The sequence below is a fragment of the Streptococcus oralis genome, from assembly GCF_001588645.1.
In the GTDB taxonomy this organism is placed as follows: domain Bacteria; phylum Bacillota; class Bacilli; order Lactobacillales; family Streptococcaceae; genus Streptococcus; species Streptococcus oralis_AB.
Window position 1 is genome coordinate 36547 of sequence record NZ_LAYF01000001.1, and the last position, 21816, is coordinate 58362.

At 40.6% G+C, this 21816-nt stretch carries 24 protein-coding genes and 1 pseudogene; 3 read left to right on the plus strand and 22 right to left on the minus strand.

What is annotated here, in order from left to right; all coding sequences use genetic code 11:
- Positions 1–125: 125 nt before the first annotated feature.
- The gene (locus tag A0739_RS00145) at positions 126–1748 is read right to left on the minus strand and encodes a putative polysaccharide biosynthesis protein (RefSeq protein ID WP_061586655.1); all 1623 of its coding nucleotides are present in this window, start codon (positions 1746–1748) and stop codon (positions 126–128) included.
- 105 nt (positions 1749–1853) lie between these two features.
- Between A0739_RS00145 and A0739_RS00150 the strand changes: the two genes are divergently transcribed.
- Complete coding sequence (locus A0739_RS00150) at positions 1854–3299, plus strand: UDP-N-acetylmuramoyl-L-alanyl-D-glutamate--L-lysine ligase (protein ID WP_061586656.1); 1446 nt, start codon at positions 1854–1856, stop codon at positions 3297–3299.
- 31 nt (positions 3300–3330) lie between these two features.
- Here A0739_RS00150 and A0739_RS00155 read toward each other — a convergent pair whose 3' ends face one another.
- The 21 genes and pseudogenes from A0739_RS00155 to A0739_RS00255 form a co-directional block, all read right to left on the minus strand.
- The gene (locus A0739_RS00155) at positions 3331–3531 is read right to left on the minus strand and encodes a CsbD family protein (RefSeq protein ID WP_033630025.1); all 201 of its coding nucleotides are present in this window, start codon (positions 3529–3531) and stop codon (positions 3331–3333) included.
- 101 nt (positions 3532–3632) lie between these two features.
- Positions 3633–4283: a DUF1803 domain-containing protein gene (locus tag A0739_RS00160; protein ID WP_061586657.1), complete on the minus strand. Its 651-nt coding sequence runs from the start codon at positions 4281–4283 to the stop codon at positions 3633–3635.
- Positions 4267–4779 (minus strand): YiiX/YebB-like N1pC/P60 family cysteine hydrolase, encoded by a 513-nt coding sequence (locus tag A0739_RS00165; protein WP_061586658.1) that lies wholly within the window; start codon positions 4777–4779, stop codon positions 4267–4269. The genes A0739_RS00160 and A0739_RS00165 overlap by 17 nt, the downstream gene beginning before the upstream one ends.
- Before the next feature lie 122 nt (positions 4780–4901).
- Positions 4902–5228 (minus strand): DUF2568 domain-containing protein, encoded by a 327-nt coding sequence (locus tag A0739_RS00170; protein WP_061586659.1) that lies wholly within the window; start codon positions 5226–5228, stop codon positions 4902–4904.
- A 53-nt stretch (positions 5229–5281) separates the two neighbouring features.
- Positions 5282–6217 (minus strand): manganese-dependent inorganic pyrophosphatase, encoded by a 936-nt coding sequence (locus tag A0739_RS00175; RefSeq protein WP_061586660.1) that lies wholly within the window; start codon positions 6215–6217, stop codon positions 5282–5284.
- An 85-nt stretch (positions 6218–6302) separates the two neighbouring features.
- Positions 6303–6587, minus strand: coding sequence for a GIY-YIG nuclease family protein (locus tag A0739_RS00180; protein ID WP_061586661.1), 285 nt, complete (start codon positions 6585–6587; stop codon positions 6303–6305).
- Complete coding sequence (locus A0739_RS00185) at positions 6577–7326, minus strand: tRNA1(Val) (adenine(37)-N6)-methyltransferase (protein ID WP_061586662.1); 750 nt, start codon at positions 7324–7326, stop codon at positions 6577–6579. The genes A0739_RS00180 and A0739_RS00185 overlap by 11 nt, the downstream gene beginning before the upstream one ends.
- Before the next feature lie 53 nt (positions 7327–7379).
- Entirely contained in the window at positions 7380–7739 is a 360-nt protein-coding gene (locus tag A0739_RS00190; protein WP_061586663.1) for a S1 RNA-binding domain-containing protein, read from the minus strand.
- 1 nt (position 7740) lies between these two features.
- Positions 7741–9141, minus strand: a complete 1401-nt coding sequence (locus A0739_RS00195) for a bifunctional Cof-type HAD-IIB family hydrolase/peptidylprolyl isomerase (RefSeq protein WP_061586664.1) — start codon at positions 9139–9141, stop codon at positions 7741–7743.
- A 122-nt stretch (positions 9142–9263) separates the two neighbouring features.
- Entirely contained in the window at positions 9264–10367 is a 1104-nt protein-coding gene (locus A0739_RS00200; protein WP_061586665.1) for a glycosyl hydrolase family 8, read from the minus strand.
- Positions 10368–10375: 8 nt separating this feature from the next.
- Positions 10376–11686, minus strand: a pseudogene (locus tag A0739_RS00205) (glycosyltransferase family 2 protein).
- 142 nt (positions 11687–11828) lie between these two features.
- The gene (locus A0739_RS00210; RefSeq protein ID WP_061586666.1) at positions 11829–12608 is read right to left on the minus strand and encodes a hypothetical protein; all 780 of its coding nucleotides are present in this window, start codon (positions 12606–12608) and stop codon (positions 11829–11831) included.
- A 6-nt stretch (positions 12609–12614) separates the two neighbouring features.
- Positions 12615–13763, minus strand: a complete 1149-nt coding sequence (gene wecB, locus A0739_RS00215) for a non-hydrolyzing UDP-N-acetylglucosamine 2-epimerase (protein ID WP_000734436.1) — start codon at positions 13761–13763, stop codon at positions 12615–12617.
- 436 nt (positions 13764–14199) lie between these two features.
- The gene (locus A0739_RS00220; protein ID WP_061586667.1) at positions 14200–14709 is read right to left on the minus strand and encodes a GNAT family N-acetyltransferase; all 510 of its coding nucleotides are present in this window, start codon (positions 14707–14709) and stop codon (positions 14200–14202) included.
- A gap of 209 nt (positions 14710–14918) precedes the next feature.
- Complete coding sequence (rpsR, locus tag A0739_RS00225; RefSeq protein ID WP_000068664.1) at positions 14919–15158, minus strand: 30S ribosomal protein S18; 240 nt, start codon at positions 15156–15158, stop codon at positions 14919–14921.
- Between the two features lie 31 nt (positions 15159–15189).
- A complete protein-coding gene (ssbA, locus tag A0739_RS00230; protein WP_000609595.1) occupies positions 15190–15660 on the minus strand; it encodes a single-stranded DNA-binding protein SsbA in 471 nt (156 codons plus the stop codon).
- 11 nt (positions 15661–15671) lie between these two features.
- A complete protein-coding gene (rpsF, locus tag A0739_RS00235; protein ID WP_033606150.1) occupies positions 15672–15962 on the minus strand; it encodes a 30S ribosomal protein S6 in 291 nt (96 codons plus the stop codon).
- 141 nt (positions 15963–16103) lie between these two features.
- Positions 16104–17312, minus strand: a complete 1209-nt coding sequence (locus tag A0739_RS00240; RefSeq protein ID WP_061586668.1) for an MFS transporter — start codon at positions 17310–17312, stop codon at positions 16104–16106.
- A gap of 123 nt (positions 17313–17435) precedes the next feature.
- Positions 17436–18779, minus strand: a complete 1344-nt coding sequence (gene asnS / locus A0739_RS00245; RefSeq protein WP_061586669.1) for an asparagine--tRNA ligase — start codon at positions 18777–18779, stop codon at positions 17436–17438.
- A gap of 152 nt (positions 18780–18931) precedes the next feature.
- Positions 18932–20110, minus strand: coding sequence for a pyridoxal phosphate-dependent aminotransferase (locus tag A0739_RS00250; protein ID WP_000777434.1), 1179 nt, complete (start codon positions 20108–20110; stop codon positions 18932–18934).
- Between the two features lie 9 nt (positions 20111–20119).
- Positions 20120–20596, minus strand: coding sequence for a cell wall elongation regulator TseB-like domain-containing protein (locus A0739_RS00255; protein WP_000776857.1), 477 nt, complete (start codon positions 20594–20596; stop codon positions 20120–20122).
- 118 nt (positions 20597–20714) lie between these two features.
- On the opposite strand from A0739_RS00255, the gene A0739_RS00260 reads away from it, so the two are divergent.
- Entirely contained in the window at positions 20715–21161 is a 447-nt protein-coding gene (locus A0739_RS00260) for a MarR family winged helix-turn-helix transcriptional regulator (protein ID WP_000816315.1), read from the plus strand.
- Between the two features lie 91 nt (positions 21162–21252).
- Positions 21253–21801, plus strand: a complete 549-nt coding sequence (locus tag A0739_RS00265) for an NAD(P)H-dependent oxidoreductase (protein WP_061586670.1) — start codon at positions 21253–21255, stop codon at positions 21799–21801.
- Positions 21802–21816 lie beyond the last annotated feature (15 nt).

The window sequence follows — 21816 nt, forward strand, 5'->3', positions numbered from 1 at the left end:
ACTTAAAAAAGCATATTTTTTTACTCTCAATTTTAGAAAAAGTTCTCTTTTTTTAAGAAAAATGTAGTATAAAAACCTTTCTGTTAAAGAAAGGTTAAATTCATTACTTTTATTTATAAATCCTTTTACGATATTTTCAATCGTGTACGTAGTCGGTCTGCTTGAGCTTTGCCAATTATCTTGTCTAATAGTCGTGTCCGTAGGCTCATCAAACCATACAGACCTCCTCCAAGCCCTCCGATGAGAGCCACATAAAGGAAACTCCAGAAACGTCCACTTGGCTGGAAGACAAAACCGATTATCCACTGCAAAAAGCCAACTAGGATAAACATGACAAGGGTCAAGATGGTAATCAAAATAGTCCGTTTCAAGATTATCTTTCGACGAGCACCCGTTACCTGGCAGATGTCTCGGTACATCAAGACATTCGGAATGATTAAGCCGATAGTCGTTGAAATCAAAGGACCGTAGCTGTGGAAAATAGCAATGGTTGGCAATTGCAAGACGATCTTAGCAATGGAACCATAGATAAAGTAAAGAACTGCCTTGCGGTTGCGGAACATGGCCTGAAGCATGGGAGACAAGACCATATACAAGCCTAGGATAGTAGACTGCAAAACTGCAAAGACAAATAAGCCCATGGCCAGACTATCTGGCTTACCGTAAAAGACTGTATAAAGAGGCTCCCCTACCATGACCACTCCAACCGTTGCCGGCAGTAGAAATAAGAAGAGCATGGTGAGGCTATCTTGGACTAGGCGAGCCGCCGCCTGCAAGTCGCCTTTTACATAGTTTTCCGTCAAAAGCGGCAAGCCGACACTCCCGATTGAAACTCCCACAGAGATTAAAATCATAGTAATTTTATTAGGATTGGCTGAGAAATAAGAAAACATGACAACCAAGTCTTCATTGCTGTAGTTAGTAAACCACTTCATACTATTGATAAAGGTCATCTGGTCTAAGATTTGGAAGAGTTGAATGGCTGATCCTGTCAGGATAAAGGGAATGGCTTCCTTGATGGTATCGACTAAGAGTCGCTTACTATTAATCCTATCCCGTGTTTCAAAAACTCTTTTAAGCAAACCTTCTTGGGCAAGGAAATAAATCAAGACTGCAAAACTTGCCACCATCCCCACAAAGGCCGCAAAGGTTGACTGAGTAACGGCTGATAAGTAATCACCAGAACCCATCTTCATAATGAAGAAGGTTGCCATCAACATCCAGATAACACGGATTACCTGCTCGGCGATTTGACTCATAGCATAGGGTTTCAGGTTATTCATCCCTTGGAAGAATCCTCTGATGACACTCATAGATGGGAAAATCAAGACTGCCCAAGCCAAGCTCTGCATGATGGGAATCAGGTCTTTCCCCACACCTGACAAATCTGCTAACCAGGGAGAAAAGAGATACAAGACCAAAGCAAAGACTAAGCCCAAGCCCGTCATAAAGCTTAGGAAACTCCGAATCAAGGCAAAGCTATGCTCTTCTTCTCGCATGGTATTGTACTTAGCTACTTGTTTGGCGACCGCAACTGGGATACCCGCTGTCGAAATCAGCAAAAACCAGGCGTAAATATTGTAGCCCATGGTAAAGAGTCCATTTGCCTTAGCAGCATAGGTCCCCATCCAGATATACCAGGGAATAATGTAGATAGCACCAAGGAGGCGACTAATAAAGTTACTAGCTGTTAGCCAAGCAGTCCCTCGCAACATCTGGGCTTGCTGGTGATTGTTTTCGTTAGACATAGCTTCCTCATTCAATTTTGATAACTAGGAAAAGTTCCTTATCTTCCATTATAAACTTTTCCTTGTTACTTGTAAAATTCGGGCTTGAAGTTTATAATAGAAAGTATGATTAAGATTGAAACCGTATTAGATATTTTAAAGAAAGATGGCCTTTTTCGTGAGATTGTTGACCAAGGACATTACCACTACAACTACAGTGAAGTTGTTTTTGACAGCATCAGTTACGACAGTCGAAAAGTAAAAGAAGGCACTCTTTTTTTTGCAAAAGGCGCTGCTTTTAAAAAAGAATACCTCCTATCTGCTATAAGTCAGGGCTTAGCCTGGTATGTCGCAGAAAAGGACTACGAGGTTGGTATCCCCGTCATCGTTGTGAACGATATCAAAAAAGCCATGAGTTTAATTGCTATGGAATTTTACGGTAATCCACAAGAAAAACTTAAAATTCTCGCTTTTACAGGGACAAAAGGAAAGACAACAGCTGCTTACTTTGCTTACCACATCCTATCTCAACGCTACCCAACAGCTCTCTTGTCAACTATGAACACAACTCTGGATGGCGAGACCTTCTTTAAATCTTCCTTCTCAACGCCTGAAAATATCGATCTTTTCGACATGATGGCTCAGGCTGTTAAGAATGGAAGAACCCATCTTGTAATGGAAGTCTCTAGCCAAGCCTATCTTGTTCATCGAGTCTATGGCCTGACCTTTGATGTAGGTGTCTTTCTTAACATCACTCCTGACCATATCGGTCCGATTGAGCATCCTAGCTTTGAAGACTACTTCTATCACAAACGTCTCTTGATGAAAAATAGCCGAGCAGTTGTCATTAACAGCGACATGGACCACTTTTCTGTATTGAAAGAACAAGTAGAAGATCAAGAACATGACTTCTATGGTAGCCAGTCAAGTAACCAAATCGAGAACTCCAAAGCCTTTAGCTTTTTCGCTACAGGTAAACTCGCTGGTGATTATGATATCCAACTCATCGGCCACTTTAACCAAGAAAATGCAGTTGCTGCAGGACTTGCCTGTCTTCGTCTAGGTGCCAGTCTGGAGGACATCAAAAAAGGGATCGCTACAACCCGCGTCCCTGGACGTATGGAAGTTCTCACTCAGAAAAATGGAGCCAAGGTCTTCATCGACTATGCCCACAATGGCGATAGTCTGAAAAAACTGATTTCTGTTGTTGAAACCCATCAAACTGGAAAGATTGCTCTGGTTCTCGGTTCGACTGGAAACAAGGGCGAAAGCCGTCGTAAGGACTTTGGTCTTCTCCTCAATCAACATCCTGAGATTCAAGTCTTTCTAACTGCGGATGACCCCAACTATGAAGATCCAATGGCCATTGCTGAAGAAATTAGCAGCTATATCAGTCATCCTGTTGAAAAGATTGCCGATCGTGAACAAGCCATCAAGGCGGCGATGGCCATCACAAATCAAGAACTCGATGCTGTGATTATTGCAGGCAAGGGAGCTGATTGTTACCAAATCGTCCAAGGAAAGAAAGAAGACTATCCTGGAGACGCAGCTATCGCAGAACGTTATCTATAAAAAAATCAAGGGAAACATTCCCTTGATTTTTTTAGTCTTCTTTCTTAAATGAATTTTTAAGACCTTCAACGACACCTTCTACAGCACCTTTAGCATCTTCTACAACTTCTTTTGCTTTGGCAACTGTTTTTTCTACAGCACCTTCTGCTTCTGTCTTGCTATCACCAGTAACTTTACCAAACCCTTCTTTGATAGCACCAGTTGCTTGATCCAATTTATTTTCAAGTGACATAGCTCTTTCTCCTTTGCTTTTAATACGATAATCGTTATCGCTTACATTCAGTTTATGCTTATTCTTTAGTAAAGTCAAACAATCTGCTCAAAATGAAGCAATTAAAGTAAATAGAAAATCAACCGTTCCTTGTCGAAATCAACAGCCAACTCATACTTCCCTTCTTCGTTTTGCACAATATAACCCAAGACGACTAGACTCTCAACGAAGATATCACGGCGTTTCTGCATCAGTTGATCTTTTTTGAGGAATTTTAACAAAAAAGTCGTCATATATTTGAGGGCATACTCAGGGTTAACATCTCCTAAAATATCATAGAGTTTCTGCTGTTTTTCTGTCAAAGGATATTGGTGCTTGACCTTGTAGAAATAGTTGGACAAGGTCATCTTTTCTCTAGCAAAGTCCGTACCTTCGACTAAAATGGCCGCATTGGTTTGATTGCACAATTCTGTCTCAAAACTCTGCTCTAACAAAGCATGATAAACTAGACTATCCTCTCTGACAAAAATTTCTTGGTCAAGGACCAGACTGTCTATTGATTCTAGAAAAGGGAGATTAAGAGAATAACGTTTGTTTTCCCTTCGGATCAAACCTGCCTTAATATACTCTTCCATGAGCTTATCAACTGCTACATCTGGAAACTGAGCCTTGATTTCTCGTAGGATCACATCATCATGCTGGTCCAGATAGTCCACCAAATCAATAAAAAATGGCTGTCGAGTCAGACGGGAGGGATTAAAAATCTGAATCATGAAGATTCCTTTCTTTACATTCTAATAGAGGGGATGCTGCTAGTTGACTAGGATTGGTCCCTGGTTGATTCAGAGGCACAGGAAGTTCGAGTTTCCTGTAATATTCTCTCCAAAAATCACTAATCTCCTGCTCCCCATCACCAAATTTCATGGAAATAGTTTCAAAAATCGGTAGGATTTCAGCGATGTACTGAGAGCAGTAAAAGCCAGACCCATCTGGATAAAAAGAGGCATTATAGGGTGCACCCAAATGTTTGCTAGCTCTCTCCTTTACCAAGTCAGCTTCCAGCTCTGGGTAGGTATAGAGATCGTAGAGATGAGTTGGTTCAAAAAATTCAGCCGGTTCTTGACAGATGACCCCTGTTTGCCCACTAGCATGGTAGATGAAACCGTCCAAAAAGATGGCTACATGACTATAGTTACCAGTAGAAGCCTGGATGGCCTGCCCCATATCTGAAAGGTCCTTCACAAAAATCAAATCACCATTTTCTAACATCTTTCTCTCCTAGAAAAAAAGGAGCCGAAACCCCTTTAGCTATATGGAAAACACTGTTTTCTCGTGTCAATCTCCAATCAAATAATTACCATTTAAATAATTCATTAACTATATTATAAGAATCACTCTAGCTGAAAATAATAAAGCAGACCCAAACTTCCAAAAGACAGAGCTAAGTATAGGATTCCTATTTGCAATCCATACAAATGCCAAAAACTACCACTAACTAAAATAAAAATCGATGTCTCAGTAACGAGGCGATGCCATTTTTTAAAAGCATGTGGAGATTTTGGTGCCATATATCGTGCCCAAAATAAGATTAATAGAACTGCTAGAAGAAAAAATAGGAATTTTTCCAGCCAAGAAATTTGTATCACAGACACGGAGAAAAGACCAAGGATTGCCACAACCTCAACCAAAAAGCGCAGTCCTTCAATCAATCGCATCATGCTATCACCTTCTATAAATAGTCAAATTAACAGTTCCAAATATTCCTTAAGAATTACCCATTAAAGCTTTCAGTCAACTGTGGCACCACTTGTTTCTTACGTGAAACAGCACCTGGAAGGAAAGCGTGGTTGTTTTCAAGTTTGAAATTGAAGGCAGCTTCCACCTTGTCCATGTTTGATCCAAGAGCCAGAATTTCAGAGTTTGAGTTGACGATGTCTGTAATCATCAAGACAAAATCTGAGTAGCCGTTTGCCGCATTAGCCGCTTGCATTGCTGCTTCGATTTCTGCTTGGCGTTCCAAGACTTCAGCAATATCAACAGTATTGACTTGGGCAACACGAACCTTATTTCCGTTGAGTTCAAAAGTCTTAGCATCGATGTCAATCAATTCTTCAGCAGATTTACTAGCCAAGTTTGTACCAGCTTTCAACATAGCAAGACCGTACTCTTCCAAGTTCACACCTGCTAATTCTGCCAACTCAGGAGCAATGACTTTATCGGTTGGGTGTGTTGTTGGTGATTTCAAAAGAAGAGTATCTGAAATCAAACCTGAAAGCATCAAACCTGCGATTTCTTTAGGAACAGCTACACCATGCTCTTTAAACATGCGGTAAACGATAGAAGACGCTGATCCAACTGGTTCCAAGCGCATGTAAAGTGGGCTGGCAGTTTCAAAATTAGCCACACGGTGGTGATCCACAACTCCGTAAACTTCTACTTCAGCGATATCTGACACTGACTGTTGGAATTCATTGTGGTCAGTCAAGATGACTTGCTCTGCACCTTCTGCTTTAGCAGATGTGATGACGCGTGGTGCTTCTACACCAAAATAGTTCAACACAAAGGCTGTTTCTTCATTAGGAGTTCCAAGTGCTACTGCTTCTGTGTCCAATCCATAAGCTTCTTTTGCAAGATAAGCAAAGGCTACAGATGAGCCGGTGGCATCTGAGTCAGGATTTTGGTGACCAAATACTAGAATCTTAGACATGATAATACCTCTTTAAATTTATTCATCTTATTTTAGCACTTTTTTCCTCTTTTGACAAAAGTAAGAGGAGCCAAAGGACTCCTCGTTAGATATCAATATCATTGACTAGATTTTTCTCTTGATTTTCGGATAAAAATCGTTCTTTCTGTGGTCTTTTCTTGCGCTTAAGGAGAGCCTCAGCAGACATGGCTTCTTCCTTGCTGGCAAAACCCTCTACATAGATGAGTTTGACTGGCAAGCGAGCTCGGGTATACTTGGCTCCCTTACCACTATTATGAACGGCAAGGCGCCTCTTCACATCCGTTGTATAGCCCGTATAGTAAGAACCGTCGCGGCACTCCACCACGTACATATAGGCCTTATGATCCATAGTAAATCTCTTGAATTTCTGGTGTATAGGAACCATCATCATTGTGAACGATGAGAGGTGGCAAGACCTTAAAGCCACTGGTCGATCCATCCTTGATAGCTTCGATTAAGAGCATATTGGCCTCCTTCTCACGTTTAGGATAGACAAATTGCAGGCGCTTGGGTGCCAAATTATGGCGTTGAAGCATGTCTAAGATATCCAAGAGCCGATCTGGACGATGAACCATGGCCAAACGGCCATTAGACTTGAGAATACTCTGAGCACTACGGCAAATTTCTTTTAGGTTAGTCGTAATTTCGTGTCTGGCCAGAAGGTAGTGTTCACTCTCGTTCAGATTGGAATGCGGATCCACCTTAAAATAAGGCGGATTACACAAAATCATATCCACCTTACTTCCCTGAATGTGGGCAGGCATATTTTTCAAATCATCACAGATGACCTGCATCTGCTCTTCCAAGCCATTCAACTGAACCGAACGCTCTGCCATATCCGCCAAGCGCTCCTGAATCTCTACAGAGAGAATTTTTGCCTCTGTACGACTACTTGCAAAAAGTCCCACTGCACCATTTCCAGCACAAAAGTCCACAATTAAACCCCGTTTAGGGAAGCGAGGAAAGCGTGACAAGAGAACACTATCCACCGAATAGCTAAACACCTCTCTATTTTGAATGATCTTGATATCTGTCGAAAAGAGCTGGTTGATTCGCTCTCCTGGTTTTAATAATTGTTCTTCTTTCATACTTTCATTATAACAAATTATGTTAATATTACAAATGGTTTAGATAATCGTATTTATGGCTTCTTCTTTAAATGCTCAAGTGCCTCACGCGTCCAAACAGGCATCATTCGTCCAAGTGGTGCAAAACCGTGCTTGATACGATCATTTGAAAAACGTCTCCGTCTTGGCAATTGATGTTTTTCTTCCTCCAAAGTACGGATAGAAAGACTAGCCTTCCCAGTGTATTCGTCAAAATCCACCACCTGAACTTGGACTTCATCGCCAATTTTTAAAATGTCATAAATATTTTCAATAAATCCCGTCCGAATCTCCGAGATGTGAATCAGCCCTGTCGCCCCTGTCTCTAACTCAACAAAGGCACCGTAGGGCTGAATTCCTGTAATACGCCCAGTTAGCTTATCACCAATTTTCATTCTAGTCCTCAATTTCAATCGTTTCAATTACTACATCTTCAACTGGTTTGTCCATGGCACCAGTCTCAACAGCTGCAATGGCATCCAAGACCGCAAAAGATTCTGCATCTACCAATTGCCCAAAAACAGTATGGCGGCGGTCAAGGTGAGGAGTTCCACCTTGTTCTGCATAGATCTCAGCGATTGGTTCAGGCCAGCCACCACGCGCAATCTCTTTCTTAGAGTATGGCAAATGTTGGTTTTGAACGATAAAGAACTGGCTGCCATTGGTATTTGGACCCGCATTGGCCATAGAAAGGGCACCACGGATATTATAGAGTTCTTCAGAAAATTCATCTTCAAAAGAGTCACCGTAGATTGACTCGCCCCCCATACCAGTACCAGTTGGATCTCCACCTTGGATCATAAAGTCCTTGATAATTCGGTGGAAAATCACACCATCATAGTAACCGTCTTTTGAAAGAGCAACAAAGTTAGCCACTGTTTTAGGAGCATGTTCAGGGAAGAGCTTGATACGCAAGTCTCCGTGATTTGTCTTAATGGTCGCAAGAGGACCTTCTACTGTTTCAATTTCTACTTGTGGGAAATGCAATTCTTTTTCTACCATACCAAATCCTTCTAAGGCATCAAAAATGCCATCTTCTTCTACTGTTTTTGTAATATAATCTGCTTTTTCTTTGATTTTTTCATGGGAAACTCCCATGGCAATACTGATTCCAGCATAATCAAAGAGTTCCAAGTCATTGAGACCATCCCCAAAGACCATGACATTCTCTGGTTTCAAGCCTAGATGTTCTACAACCTTGGCTACACCAGTTGCTTTGGATCCTGAAATCGGCACGATATCAGATGAATGTTCATGCCAACGCACCATTCGAAGTTTACCTGAGAGACTATCTGGTAGGTGCAAATCAGCCCCTTTATCCTCAAAGGTCCACATCTGGTATATATCCGCTTTTTCATGGAAGTTAGGATCCACATCCAAGTTTGGGTAAATCGGGTCAATAGCCTCACTGATCAGTTCTGTTCGAGTAGAGAGTTTGGCGTCATGACTACCAACCAAACCATACTCAATTCCCTCTTCCTTCGTCCAAGAGATGTACTCCTCAACATCTGACTTGTCAATCTGATGTTGATAAATGACCTGGCCTTTTTTATCTTCGATATAAGCCCCATTTAAGGTTACAAAAAAGTCCGGTTTGAGCTCACGAATCTCTGGAACAACACCGAAAATACCACGTCCAGAGGCGATTCCTGTTAAAATTCCTTTTTCACGCAACTGTTTAAAGACAGTGGGAATTGTAGCTGGAATAAAACCTGTCTTTGACGTACGCAAGGTATCGTCGATATCAAAAAAGACGATTTTAATCTTCTTTGCCTTGTATTTTAATTTCGCATCCATCTCTCTACCTCTTTTTTATCACTCTTTCCATTATACCATAAACCTTAGGAAATTCCTTTTTTGAAAAAAGATGAAAATCCTATCAAAAAGAGAGCCAGTTGAACTAGCCCTCTCTTTTCATCCTAGAACATCTCTAGAGCAATCATGGTAATCATCGTTGCATCATAGTAGTTGTCCAAAGGTAAATCTTGTGTGAAAATGTATTTATTTTGTTGAAGAAGTTTCAGATAACCTTCTCCCTTGTCAGACGCATAGGTAATCGGTGCCAAGAAACTACCTGCCTGGTATTGGTTGAGGGCCGTTCCGTTCAAGTCATAGCCAGCATAGATACGTTGCTCTTTCATAAAGAAATCCATCATCTTTTGAACGAGTTTTTGGCTTCTTTCTTCCTGACTCTGAGACAAGTGATATGGCAAACGGCAAGCGTTATAAGAATACGCTCCATCATATTGAGATTCGATAGTGTTGGCATCAACAAGACGTGCCCCTGACTTCTCAGCCCAGATAAAGTCTGGCAAAAGTCCAGTATCAGAATGAGAACTGATTTGCTCCAATTGCCCAAGCATCTTATCCTTAATGTCTAACCACTGTTTATTTCCAGTCAGGTCATAGAAAGATTGGAAATAGTGAGGAAGAGTATCAGACGTCCGCATCAAGTAATAGTAATCGGAATCCTTGTTGGCCCAGTTCCCTACTGTCAGAACACCTGTCTCTTCGTTGTAATTGTATTGAAGGATATCAGCCAAGATCTTTTTAGCTTGTTCTTGGTATTCCTGCGCTTTATCTGGCCACTGTTTAGCAGCTTCAATTAAAGAATAAGCGATATAGAGATCTCCATCGGTTGCATTTTGTTTCTCGACCGTTTCGCTATCATTTTTTATCACTTGCTTCCAAGACATCAACTGCGTTCCCTCAATACGATGATTTTGATAATAGCGATAAAGACTCTCAAAATCTGCTTGACTTGCTTGCCCTTTTTGGGCTGCTAAAACCGTTATGAGCATGCCGTAACTTTGGGCTTCTGATAGAACCGTCGTTTCCTCAGAATCATTCGTCGTACGAACATAAGACTGATCGCCTTTTGTAACAAGGAACTGTTGACTCCATTGGCTGTAAATTCGATTACGCATCTCAATTTTAGTCCTTCCTCTTGCTAAAAACAAGGCTAAACAAAAGATAGAAAGGATGAGCACAAACCAGACATATTTTAATTTATTCGTTTTCATAGAACCTCCTATCCTGCAAATCGCTTGGTTTTAACCCACTTGGTTTCTTTTCTTCGGAGTACCTTGTCTAGAACGATTGAAGAAATGGAATCAATGGAAACAACGATAAACATCTGTGCATAAGTGAAATAGGCAGCCAAAGCTAACCAGATTTGCTTTGTAGTAGCTTGTCCAAATTGACTTGCCAATGCTGTCATAATTTGCATCAAATAGAGACCAATCATGAGAATCCAGTTAAAGAGCATGAGCTGGGCGATGTAGATATTGTCCGCATCAAAAGCAAATGGAACCCTGACATCTGGGAAGAAAAGATTAAGGCAGATCGCTAGCACATTCGCTAGGAAAATCAAATCCGATAGGACAATGGCAAAGTTAAACCAAAAGAAAACACAAGAATAGTTAAAGACTTCTAGTTTAACGCGCCAGTTTGCTCTGCCAAATAAATGCTTAAAGTTCGAGAGAACAACTTCATAATTTCCTTTCGCCCAACGTTTCCGTTGCATATAGTAACTCTTTAAGGTCTCAGGTTCTTGTTGGAAAGCCTCTGAATTATAGGCAAGGGCAATCAATTTACCACTCTGCATGATTTTGAAGGAAATATCGGTATCCTCGGTTAAGGCACCATTTTTTCAACCACCGATACTCTTTACAAAGTCGGTTTGAATGATAAAGTTGGTTCCTGGAATACGCCCAATTTTAAAGAGATGCCACATTCCAACGTGGTGCACGCGCTGAGTAACAACGATTTCCTGGTTGATACAACGAGTCAAGAAATTTTGATTGGCATTTCGAGTCTTGTTGCGGCCGAAAGATGCCACATGACGTTCTGGATCCTTCATCACTTCTTTCACAAGGAAATAAAGAGCATTTTTTTCAGGCATGGCATCTGCATCATAGACACAGATGTATTCGCCTGTTGCCATCTCCAAAGCATCGTTTAAAACGCCCGCTTTTCCTCCCGTACCAGTACGATCAATAATAGTCAGATTTCTTCCTGCATATTCAGGCATGGCTTGTACAGACAAACATTCTGCATAGGTGTTATCCGAACAGTTATCCGCAAATAAGAGCAATTCCACACGGTCGTGAGGATAATTCATGTCCAAGATAGCTTTTGCCGTTTGGGCAATAACCACATCCTCATTATGAGCAGGAACAACAATGGTAATCTTAGGATAATAAGGTAGCGGCGAGGTATCCACACGAAAATCACTGTGTTTAAACCAAAAGTGTACTGCCGAAAAGAGAATTACCAAGCCCCATGCCAGAGAAATCCAAATTGTAAGCAAGGTAAAAATCATTAACATTTGACTAATCATGATTCACCGCCTTAAAATTTTTGTTCACTCGATGGTAAAGAATATTGTATGCAATAAATAATATGATAAAACAAATGCCAAAGGTGAGACTGAGTCCCAAAGCAATACCAAAAAATAGTTCGGTTAAAGTCATGTTTCCCTCCTAATATTCTACAATTACATCTGTCTCTAGTTGACGTTTGAGATGACTGGCAACATCTTCGTAGTCTTGGTATTTATCTTTATTATCAGAGTTAATCACCAAATAGCCTGTTTGGAACTGAATTCCTTGATTGCCATCTTCTCCATGAAAAACTAAACTGCTCAGTTTCTCCTGTAAAACATTCAGGTAAAGTTCCTTCAAAGAATGTTGGTTAGTACTCGATAGAACGAGAAAATTACCATCCGAAACGTAATAGAGCTTATCATTGTAACTCAATTCCTGAGCAATTACTTCTTGAATACGACTGAGCATCTGGTTATGTTCTTTGGGTTTAATCTGGAAGAACAAATCTTCATGTGCCCAATGAATCAATAAGGACTGTACCGTCACATCACTTTGTTCAGTGACCATAGCTTGGTAATCTGCTCGAGCTTCGTCTTCCTGTTCTTGGACCTTTGAGGCCACCTTGAAGAAATAATAACGAACCTTAAGTAGAATCCCAATCAAAAGTGGAAAACTGATCAATAAGAAGATCAGTTGAATGATTGGGATATAAACCACACCCGCAACCAAAACGATAAGTCCAAAGCCAAATGCTAAGATAAGGGTCCAAGTAAGCAAAAGGTCAGATAATACCAACACTGCAAACAAGGCTAAAGCTAAAAACAAGATTTCTTCTAAAATGATTGCTCGAGCATACAAAAAACAAAGCACCAAAAGAATGACCTCACAGGCAAGCAAAGCCATAAGCCAGTTTTTAAATTGACTCCAATTTTTCATTTTATCTTATTTCCCCCCTTTGAATTCAGATACCGAAGTTGCTGCCCCAAAGTACTGTTGAATGGATTGTACGATTCGTTCAGAGGCTCTTCCATCTCCATAAGGATTTGGTGCCTGAGACATTTGTCTATAAAGAGTTTCATCTGTTAAGAGTGCTGCCATCGCTTCTTTCACACGTACTGGATCCGTACCAACTAGCTTCAACGTACCTGCTCTTACTCCTTCTGGACGTTCCGTCGTGTCACGAAGGACAAGGACAGGTTTGCCGAGAGAAGGTGCCTCTTCCTGAACACCTCCAGAGTCAGTCATGATAAAATAGCTTCTTGAAGCCAAATTATGAAAATCAAGTACATCTAAAGGCTCAATCAAGTGAATACGATCGTGACCAGCTAAGATATCGTTTGCTGCTTCTTGCACAGCAGGGCTAAGGTGAACAGGATAAACAACTTCAATTTCCTGATGAAGATCGACCATCTCACGTAAAGCTGCAAAGACATTTCTCATTGGTTGACCTTGATTCTCACGACGATGCATGGTTACCAATACAAGTTTCTTATCTGGATCCAATTGATCTAGAACTTCATGATAGTAATCCGATTGAACGGTTAGTTTCAAGGCATCAATGGCTGTATTTCCCGTAATGACAATAGCAGACTCAGGATGATTTTCCTTAAGGAGATTTTCTTTACTCTCACTAGTTGGAGCAAAATAAAGATCCGCTAAGTTATCAGTCATCTGACGATTCATTTCTTCTGGGAAAGGAGAATACTTATCAAAGGTCCTTAGACCAGCTTCAACGTGGCCGATACGTACCTGATTATAGAAAGCAACTAAACTTGCTGCAAAAGTTGTTGTTGTATCTCCATGAACAAGAATTATATCTGGAAGTTCTTGCTTAACAACTGGATCAAACTTTTCTAAAATTTTTCCAGTAATATCTAAGAGGGATTGATTTTTTCCCATAATATCCAGATCATAATGTGGCTCGATGCTAAAAGTTTCAAGAACTTGATCTAGCATTTGGCGATGCTGAGCTGTCACAACTGTGATCGTCTCAATGCTGTCACTATGTTTTTGCAATTCTAACACTAAAGGGGCCATTTTAATAGCTTCTGGTCGTGTTCCAAAAACAACCATCACTTTCAGTTTCTTCATTACGCTATCCTTCTACTATAATAAAATTTGATAAATCATATTAATTTGTATATCGAATAGTTCCAATTTCAATTAATTTGACTTTCATAATTATTTTACCGTCAATTTATTTATATGTCAAATTTTTTCCAAATTATATTATTTCATTTCATTTAATTTTAACATTCTGTAACTTTTTTTGTAATGATATCGTTTACAACTAAAAATAGCCCATTTCCCGATATATTTCAGATTTTTTTCAGAAAATACGACAATACACAAACTATTATTTATATGTCTTGTTGTATATTTATATTTGTATTGATATTTCAAGTAATTATATTCTACCACTTTGAGGAATAAATCAAACAATTTCAAACAAAAAATCCCTTTTTCGAATGAAAAAGGGACTGTGATTGTTTACTATATTTAAAATTTAAATCTTATAAAATTTGTCTTAAAACAAATTTTTCGACAGATACAAGACCAATTCTCCGATATCTTCACAAACCGCATTCATGGCCGGTTGATGGTTCTGATACCAAACACCCGTCCCATCTGGAATATAGCCTCGTTTGATGTACAATCTCTGGGCAGGTCCATAACCTGAGTGCAAACCTACACCCAACGTCACTTTGTCTGAAAAAAGCTTAACTCGATTTTCTGCCTCTTCCATCAAGAGGTTTCCAATACCTTGATTTTGAAAAGGCTCAAAGACATTGAAATCTGAAAGTTCTGGAGCCATTCCAGCAAAGGGGCCCTGCTTAGCATCGGGTAAAATAGTAATGTAGCCCGCTACAGCACTAGTAAGATCAGCAATTAACACTTCCCTCTCCCCACTTTCTTGCTCCTTAAAGTATCGAGTTAAAATCTCCTCTCTACTTGGCCAACCTTGGCTGATAAATCCTCGAGATAGTTCTTTTATGTCAGATTCTTGCATTTTTCTAATTGAACATGTCATCTTCATAAACTGCTCCTTTATAGCTTCCTCCTACCATTATAGCATGATAATAAAGATTAAAAGAAAAAACCTAGTAAGACAAAAGAATCTTACTAGGTCAACAGGGAATCCTTTCTAACAAAGTCCCATAAAAATCTGAAAAAGAGATCCCCCGGACCTCAACTCGCTCTCTCATTTCCATGCTCGTGAAAAAAAGACCCGTAAGGGTCTTTTCTTTAATCTTCGTTTACGAAAGGCATCAAAGCCATTACGCGAGCGCGTTTAATAGCTGTTGTTACTTTACGTTGGTTTTTAGCTGAAGTTCCTGTTACACGACGAGGAAGGATTTTCCCACGTTCTGAAACGAAACGGCTAAGAAGCTCAGTATCTTTGTAATCAACATATTCAATTTTGTTTGCTGCGATGTAATCAACTTTTTTACGGCGTTTGAATCCGCCACGACGTTGTTGAGCCATGTTTTTTCTCCTTTATAGTATTAATTGTCCATTAGAATGGTAAATCATCATCTGAAATGTCCAATGGATTGGTTGCTCCAAATGGATTTTCAGAACGTGAAAAGTCTGGTACTGGGTTTGCAGGTGCTGATTGACCAGCAGTTGGTGCAGAATAAGCTCCACCTGAATGTCCTTCACGCACTCCGCGGCTTTCCAACATTTGGAAATTCTCAGCCACGACTTCTGTTACGTAGACACGTTGTCCTTGCTGGTTATCGTAACTACGAGTCTGGATACGGCCTGTGATCCCGATAAGAGAGCCTTTTTTAGCCCAGTTAGCAAGATTTTCAGCCTGTTGGCGCCACATAACGACATTGATGAAATCAGCCTCACGTTCGCCATTTTGACTCTTAAATGTACGGTTTACTGCAAGAGTAAAAGTCGCAACTGCTACATTTGATGGGGTATAACGCAACTCAGCGTCACGTGTCATACGCCCTACAAGTACAACATTGTTAATCATAATTTACCTTCTTACGCGTCAAGTTTGACGATCATGTGACGAAGAATGTCAGCGTTGATTTTTGAAAGACGGTCAAACTCTTTAAGAGCTAAGTCGTCGTTTGCTTCAACGTTAACGATGTGGTAAAGTCCTTCACGGAAATCTTGGATTTCGTATGCAAGACGACGTTTTTCCCATGATTTTGATTCAACAACAGTTGCACCGTTGTCAGTCAAGATAGAGTCAAAACGTGCTACCAAAGCGTTTTTCGCTTCTTCTTCAATGTTTGGACGAATGATATAAAGAATTTCGTATTTAGCCATTGATATGTTCCTCCTTTTGGTCTAATGACCCCTAGTCTTTGCAAGGGGTAAGTGAGGTTTGCTCACAATTAACTATTATACTAGAAATACTAGTAGATAGCAAGAGAAAAAAGATAAAAAAGATAAAAATGAAAAATAACTCTATTGATTAGAAATAATATTCTCTTTCAGTTCTAAAGCTCTGGCCATCTCTTTCAAAATGAAGAATAGTGAAAAGCCGACTATTACTAAAAAGAATCCTAAGTAAATAAAGGCTTCTACAAAACCTAGAGCATCAATCAGCCACCCCGTCAGAGGAAAAATAACAATCATACTCAGGCTGAACATCATGGAGTAGACACTTAGCATGGTTGCACGTACCTCACTTGGGAGTCGATTTTGTAAATCGTTGTCAAAAATCGGTTGAAAGAGAGCATATAAGGCGTTACTAATCAAATAAATCAAAATATAAATCAGTGGCGTACCAAAGTAGGAAAGTAAGTAGGTCACTCCCGTCAAGAGTACAAGAATTGGAAAGAGCTTTAAGGCGGAATACTTCTTTCCAATCTTACTTCCTAGATAAACTGCCCAGATATTCAAAGCACTGCCCATCAGCATAACCATCGAAATCTGCCATCCTTCTAAGTCCGGCAGTTGATTTTGATAGTAAAAATAAAACATGCACATCAGTGTCCCGATGATTTGGGACAGAATCATCCAACCAAAAAGACTGGGATTTCTCTGCAGCTCCTCTTTAACAGTCAACATAATCTTTTTCATGGTCAGACGCTCAGATTTTTGCGCTTTAACACTAGGCTCTTTTAGCATCCAAGTTAAGAATAGGACGATTATAGAAGTGGCAATCATGATATAGTAGGTCAAGTGCAATTGACCATGGACAAAAAATCCCGCTAAAACGGTCCCCAAAGACCGAGTTCCTTCTGCTACTCCTGACATAAAACTTGAGATAGACAAGTAGCGCTCTTTTAATCCAGCCTCCACGGCCGAATCATAAACCATAGCTGCACTCGTCCCCGAATCAAAATTATAAGACAAGGCACTCACCACCATAGCGAGTGCATAAATCCAAAAATTACCTTGCCCTAGTAACATGAGAATAGACGACGCAATCCCAGCAATCCGACTGAGATAAAGATTGGTTTTATATGAATAGCGGTCAGCTAACATTCCAGAGGGAATTTCACAAATGACACTGGTGGCATGAAAAATACTTTCCAATAAGCCAATCTGCCAAAGCGACATCCCGTTTTGACTGAGAAATAGAATCCAAAAGCTAGTAATGCCCAAAAAGGCAAAAAATTCTACCCCAGCCATGAGACCGATATTCTTCCGATAATTTGGTTTAAACATCATTTCTCCTTTAACAAGTGTATATATCTTTGTGTCTGTCACTTGTTAATCTGTGCTTTACATGTCCCTCACCTCTTCTTTCTTCTACTTTGAAAAAACGCCCCTAGGGCGTTTTGATTTATTTTACGGTTTAATACGGTGCAACATACGTGGGAATGGAATAGCTTCGCGGATATGTTTAGTTCCTGCTGCGAAAGTTACCATACGCTCGATACCGATACCAAATCCACCGTGTGGTACAGTACCGTATTTACGAAGGTCAAGGTAGAATTCATACTCTGTACGATCCATACCAAGTTCTTCCATCTTAGCGACAAGGGCGTCGTAGTCTTCCTCACGCATAGAACCACCGATGATTTCTCCGTAGCCTTCTGGTGCAAGCAAGTCTGCACAAAGCACGCGTTCTGGATTTCCAGGAACTGATTTCATGTAGAAGGCCTTGATAGCTGCTGGGTAGTTCATGACAAATGTTGGCACACCAAAGTGGTTTGAAATCCATGTTTCGTGTGGTGAACCAAAGTCATCGCCATGTTCCAAATGCTCGTAGTCAGCATCTTCATCATTTTCATGCTCTTGCAAGAGGTCAATGGCTTGATCGTAAGTAATGCGTTTGAATGGCTCTGCAATGTAGCGTTTCAAAAGTTCTGTATCACGTTCCAGGGTTTCCAAGGCTTGAGGCGCACGATCAAGGACACCTTGAAGAAGAGCTTTCACATAAGCTTCTTGCAAGTCAAGTGACTCATCGTGTGTCAAGTAAGAGTACTCTGCGTCCATCATCCAGAACTCAGTCAAGTGACGGCGCGTTTTTGATTTTTCAGCACGGAATACTGGACCAAAGTCAAATACACGACCAAGAGCCATAGCCCCTGCTTCTAGGTAAAGCTGACCAGATTGACTCAAGTAGGCTGGCGTTCCGAAGTAGTCTGTTTCAAAGAGTTCTGTTGAATCTTCAGCCGCGTTTCCTGAAAGAATTGGGCTATCAAATTTCATGAAGCCGTTCTTGTCGAAAAACTCATAAGTTGCATAGATGATAGCGTTACGGATTTGCATCACCGCTACTTGCTTACGAGAGCGGAGCCACAAGTGACGGTTGTCCATCAAGAAGTCTGTTCCGTGTTCTTTTGGTGTGATTGGGTAGTCTTGAGATTCACCGATGACTTCGATGTCTGTGATATCGAGCTCATAGCCAAACTTAGAACGTTCGTCTTCTTTGACAATCCCTGTCACATAAACAGAAGTTTCTTGGCTTAGACGTTTAATCGTATCAAACTTCTCTAGCCCCACTTCTTCACCAAATTTTTCTACAAAGTTTGGTTTGAAGGCTACACCTTGGAAGAAGGCTGTTCCATCACGCAATTGCAAGAAGGCAATTTTCCCTTTTCCTGATTTGTTGGCAACCCAGGCTCCGATGGTCACTTCTTGACCAACGTAGTCTTTTACATCGATAATTGTTACACGTTTTGTCATAATCTATCTTCCTTTTTTCGTTTAACTTGTCCGAAGACATCATTACCCACTATTTTACCATAAATAGACTGTGATAGCTAGGTTCTACTAGAGAAAAATCGCGAGATTTTCGTTACAAAAAATCTTCGCTAAAAAGGCGAAGATTCTAAGTTTTATTTTTCCATAAATTGATGCAAACGACGAATAGCTTCTTTTAATGTATCCAAGTCTGTGGCATAGCTGAGACGAACATTTTCTGGTGCTCCAAATCCAGCTCCCGTAATCAAGGCCAGTCCGACTTCTTCGAGAATAGCCGTTGTAAACTCTGTCACATCGGTATAACCCTTCATTTCCATCGCTTTTTTAACATTTGGGAAAAGATAGAAGGCACCTTGGGGCTTGACAACTTCAAATCCTGGGACTTGGCACAAGAGAGGATAAATGGTATTCAACCGTTCCTCAAATGCTTGACGCATGGTTTCAACAGAGTCTTGCGGTCCAGTTAGGGCTTCAATGGTAGCATATTGTGATACAGCAGTCAGGTTGGAGGTCGTTTGTCCTGTTAGTTTGCTCATGGCAGCAATAATTTCAGGATTTCCCACAGCATAACCTACCCGCCAACCAGTCATGGCATAGGCCTTAGATACACCGTTAATCACGATGGTTTGCTTGCGAATGGCTTCTGACAGACTAGAAATTGGAACAAATTCGTTCCCGTTATAAACCAAACGACCATAAATATCATCTGCTAAGATAAGGACATCATGCGCAACAGCCCAATTTCCGATAGCCAAGAGTTCCTCACGAGAGTAAATCATACCGGTCGGATTCGATGGTGAATTGAGAACTAAGATCTTGGTCTTATCTGTTCGCGCTGCTTCTAGCTGCTCTACTGTTACTTTAAAGTGATTGTCTTCCTTTGCCTGGACAAAGACTGGCACTCCTTCTGCCATTTTGACCTGGTCTCCATAGCTGACCCAGTATGGTGTAGGGATAATGACTTCATCACCTGGATTGACCACAGCCATAAAGAAGGTGTAGAGAGAGAACTTAGCACCAGTGGCAAAGGTAACCTCGTTGGCTGCAACAGAATACCCATAATAGCGTTCAAAATAGGTATTAACCGCCGCTTTTAACTCTGGTAGGCCTGAAGCAACTGTATAAAAGGAAGCTCGTCCATCTCGAATCGCTTCTACCGCTGCATCCTGAATGTTTTCAGGAGTATGAAAATCAGGCTGTCCCAAGGTTAAGAAAAGAACATCCTTTCCCTGAGCTTTTAATGCTTTGGCTCTTGCATCACTAGCTAGAGTGATGCTTTCTTCCATTTCTAGTACACGTTTGGATAGTTTCATATGCCCTCCTTATTGGATCACTGCTCCTGTTTCAAAGTCAACCAGATAGTACTGTTTTCCTGACTTAACTTCCCAAATCGGCTTGTCCTGATAGCGACCAAAAGTAATCTTGTCAATGTCGCTAGCTCCTTTTTCCCTCGAAATCGTCGCTGCCTTGTCTTGAGAAATCCCTTTATCAAGCTGATAAACATAAATCTTGTGGTCATTCTTTTCAATCAGTACGGCAATGGCCTCTTGCTTTTTATTATGTCCTAAAACGCTGTAATAACCTTCTAGTCCATTATAAAAATCAACCTGATCTGCCTTTTCCAATTCTGCATACTGCTTGGCTAGTTTTTCTCCCTCAACTCTAGCATCTTGATAGGGTTTCATGCTGAGTGATATCAGATAAAGGAAGGAAGTGGTCATGACTAGTACTACCAGAGCAATGCCGATTCCATACTGTAAAAGTAGCTTGTTTTTTGCTTTTTTCTGTCTTAGTTTCACTCGTCTATTTTACCATCTCTCCTTCTTTATTACAAGTGAAGACGGGAACATTCTAAGATTCTTTTCCTATAAAATATAAGTTCTTGTTTTTCTCTCTCATTATTGATAAAATAGCCTTATGAAACAATATTTGAAAGAGAAAATTTCCGATAATCAACTAGACTTAAAAACGGCTATCGTCCTCAATAAAGCCATACGAACTTTTAAACCATATGAAGCCAAGGCTGCTAAAGAACACGGGCTAACACCCACCCAATTTTCAGTTTTGGAAACCCTCTATAGCAAGGGGGAACTACGCATTCAGGATTTGATCGAAAAAATGCTAGCCACTTCTGGAAACATGACTGTTGTCATTCGAAATATGGTTCGAGATGGATGGATTTCTAGAAATTGTGACCCGAAAGATCGTCGATCCTTTTTCCTGAAATTAACACCTGCAGGACGCAAAAAAATCGAGGAGGTTCTTCCTGACCATATCGATTCTATAGTAGAAGCACTCAGCATCTTGGAAGATGGCGAAAAGGAAGACTTAATCCACATTTTAAAAAAATTTAAAAATTTGTGAGCAAAATTATTGCTAATTAGTATCATTTGTTGTAACATTGATGGTAACAAAAGAGTTCGCTCTTTGAATTTTAAACTAAAGGAGACATATCATGTCTAAAAAAGTATTATTTATCGTCGGTTCACTTCGCCAAGGTTCTTTCAACCACCAAATGGCCCTCGAAGCTGAAAAAGCACTTGCTGGAAAAGCGGAAGTTAGCTATCTTGATTACTCAGCTGTTCCTCTCTTTAGCCAAGATTTGGAAGTTCCAACTCATCCAGCTGTAGCTGCTGCTCGTGAAGCAGTCCTTGCTGCCGATGCCATCTGGATTTTCTCTCCAGTCTACAACTTCTCTATCCCTGGAACCGTGAAAAACTTGCTTGACTGGCTCTCTCGTGCCCTTGACTTGTCTGATACACGTGGCACTTCTGCCCTCCAAGACAAGTTTGTTACTGTCTCATCTGTAGCCAATGCCGGTCACGAGCAGCTCTTTGCGATTTACAAAGACCTCTTGCCATTTATCCGTACACAAGTCGTTAGTGACTTTACAGCTGCTCGTGTTAATGACTCTGCTTGGGCAGACGGAAAATTGGTGTTAGAGGAAGCAACTGCTTCATCACTTGCAAAACAAGCTGACGACCTTCTTGCAGTCATCAACTAATCCAGCAAAAACCAG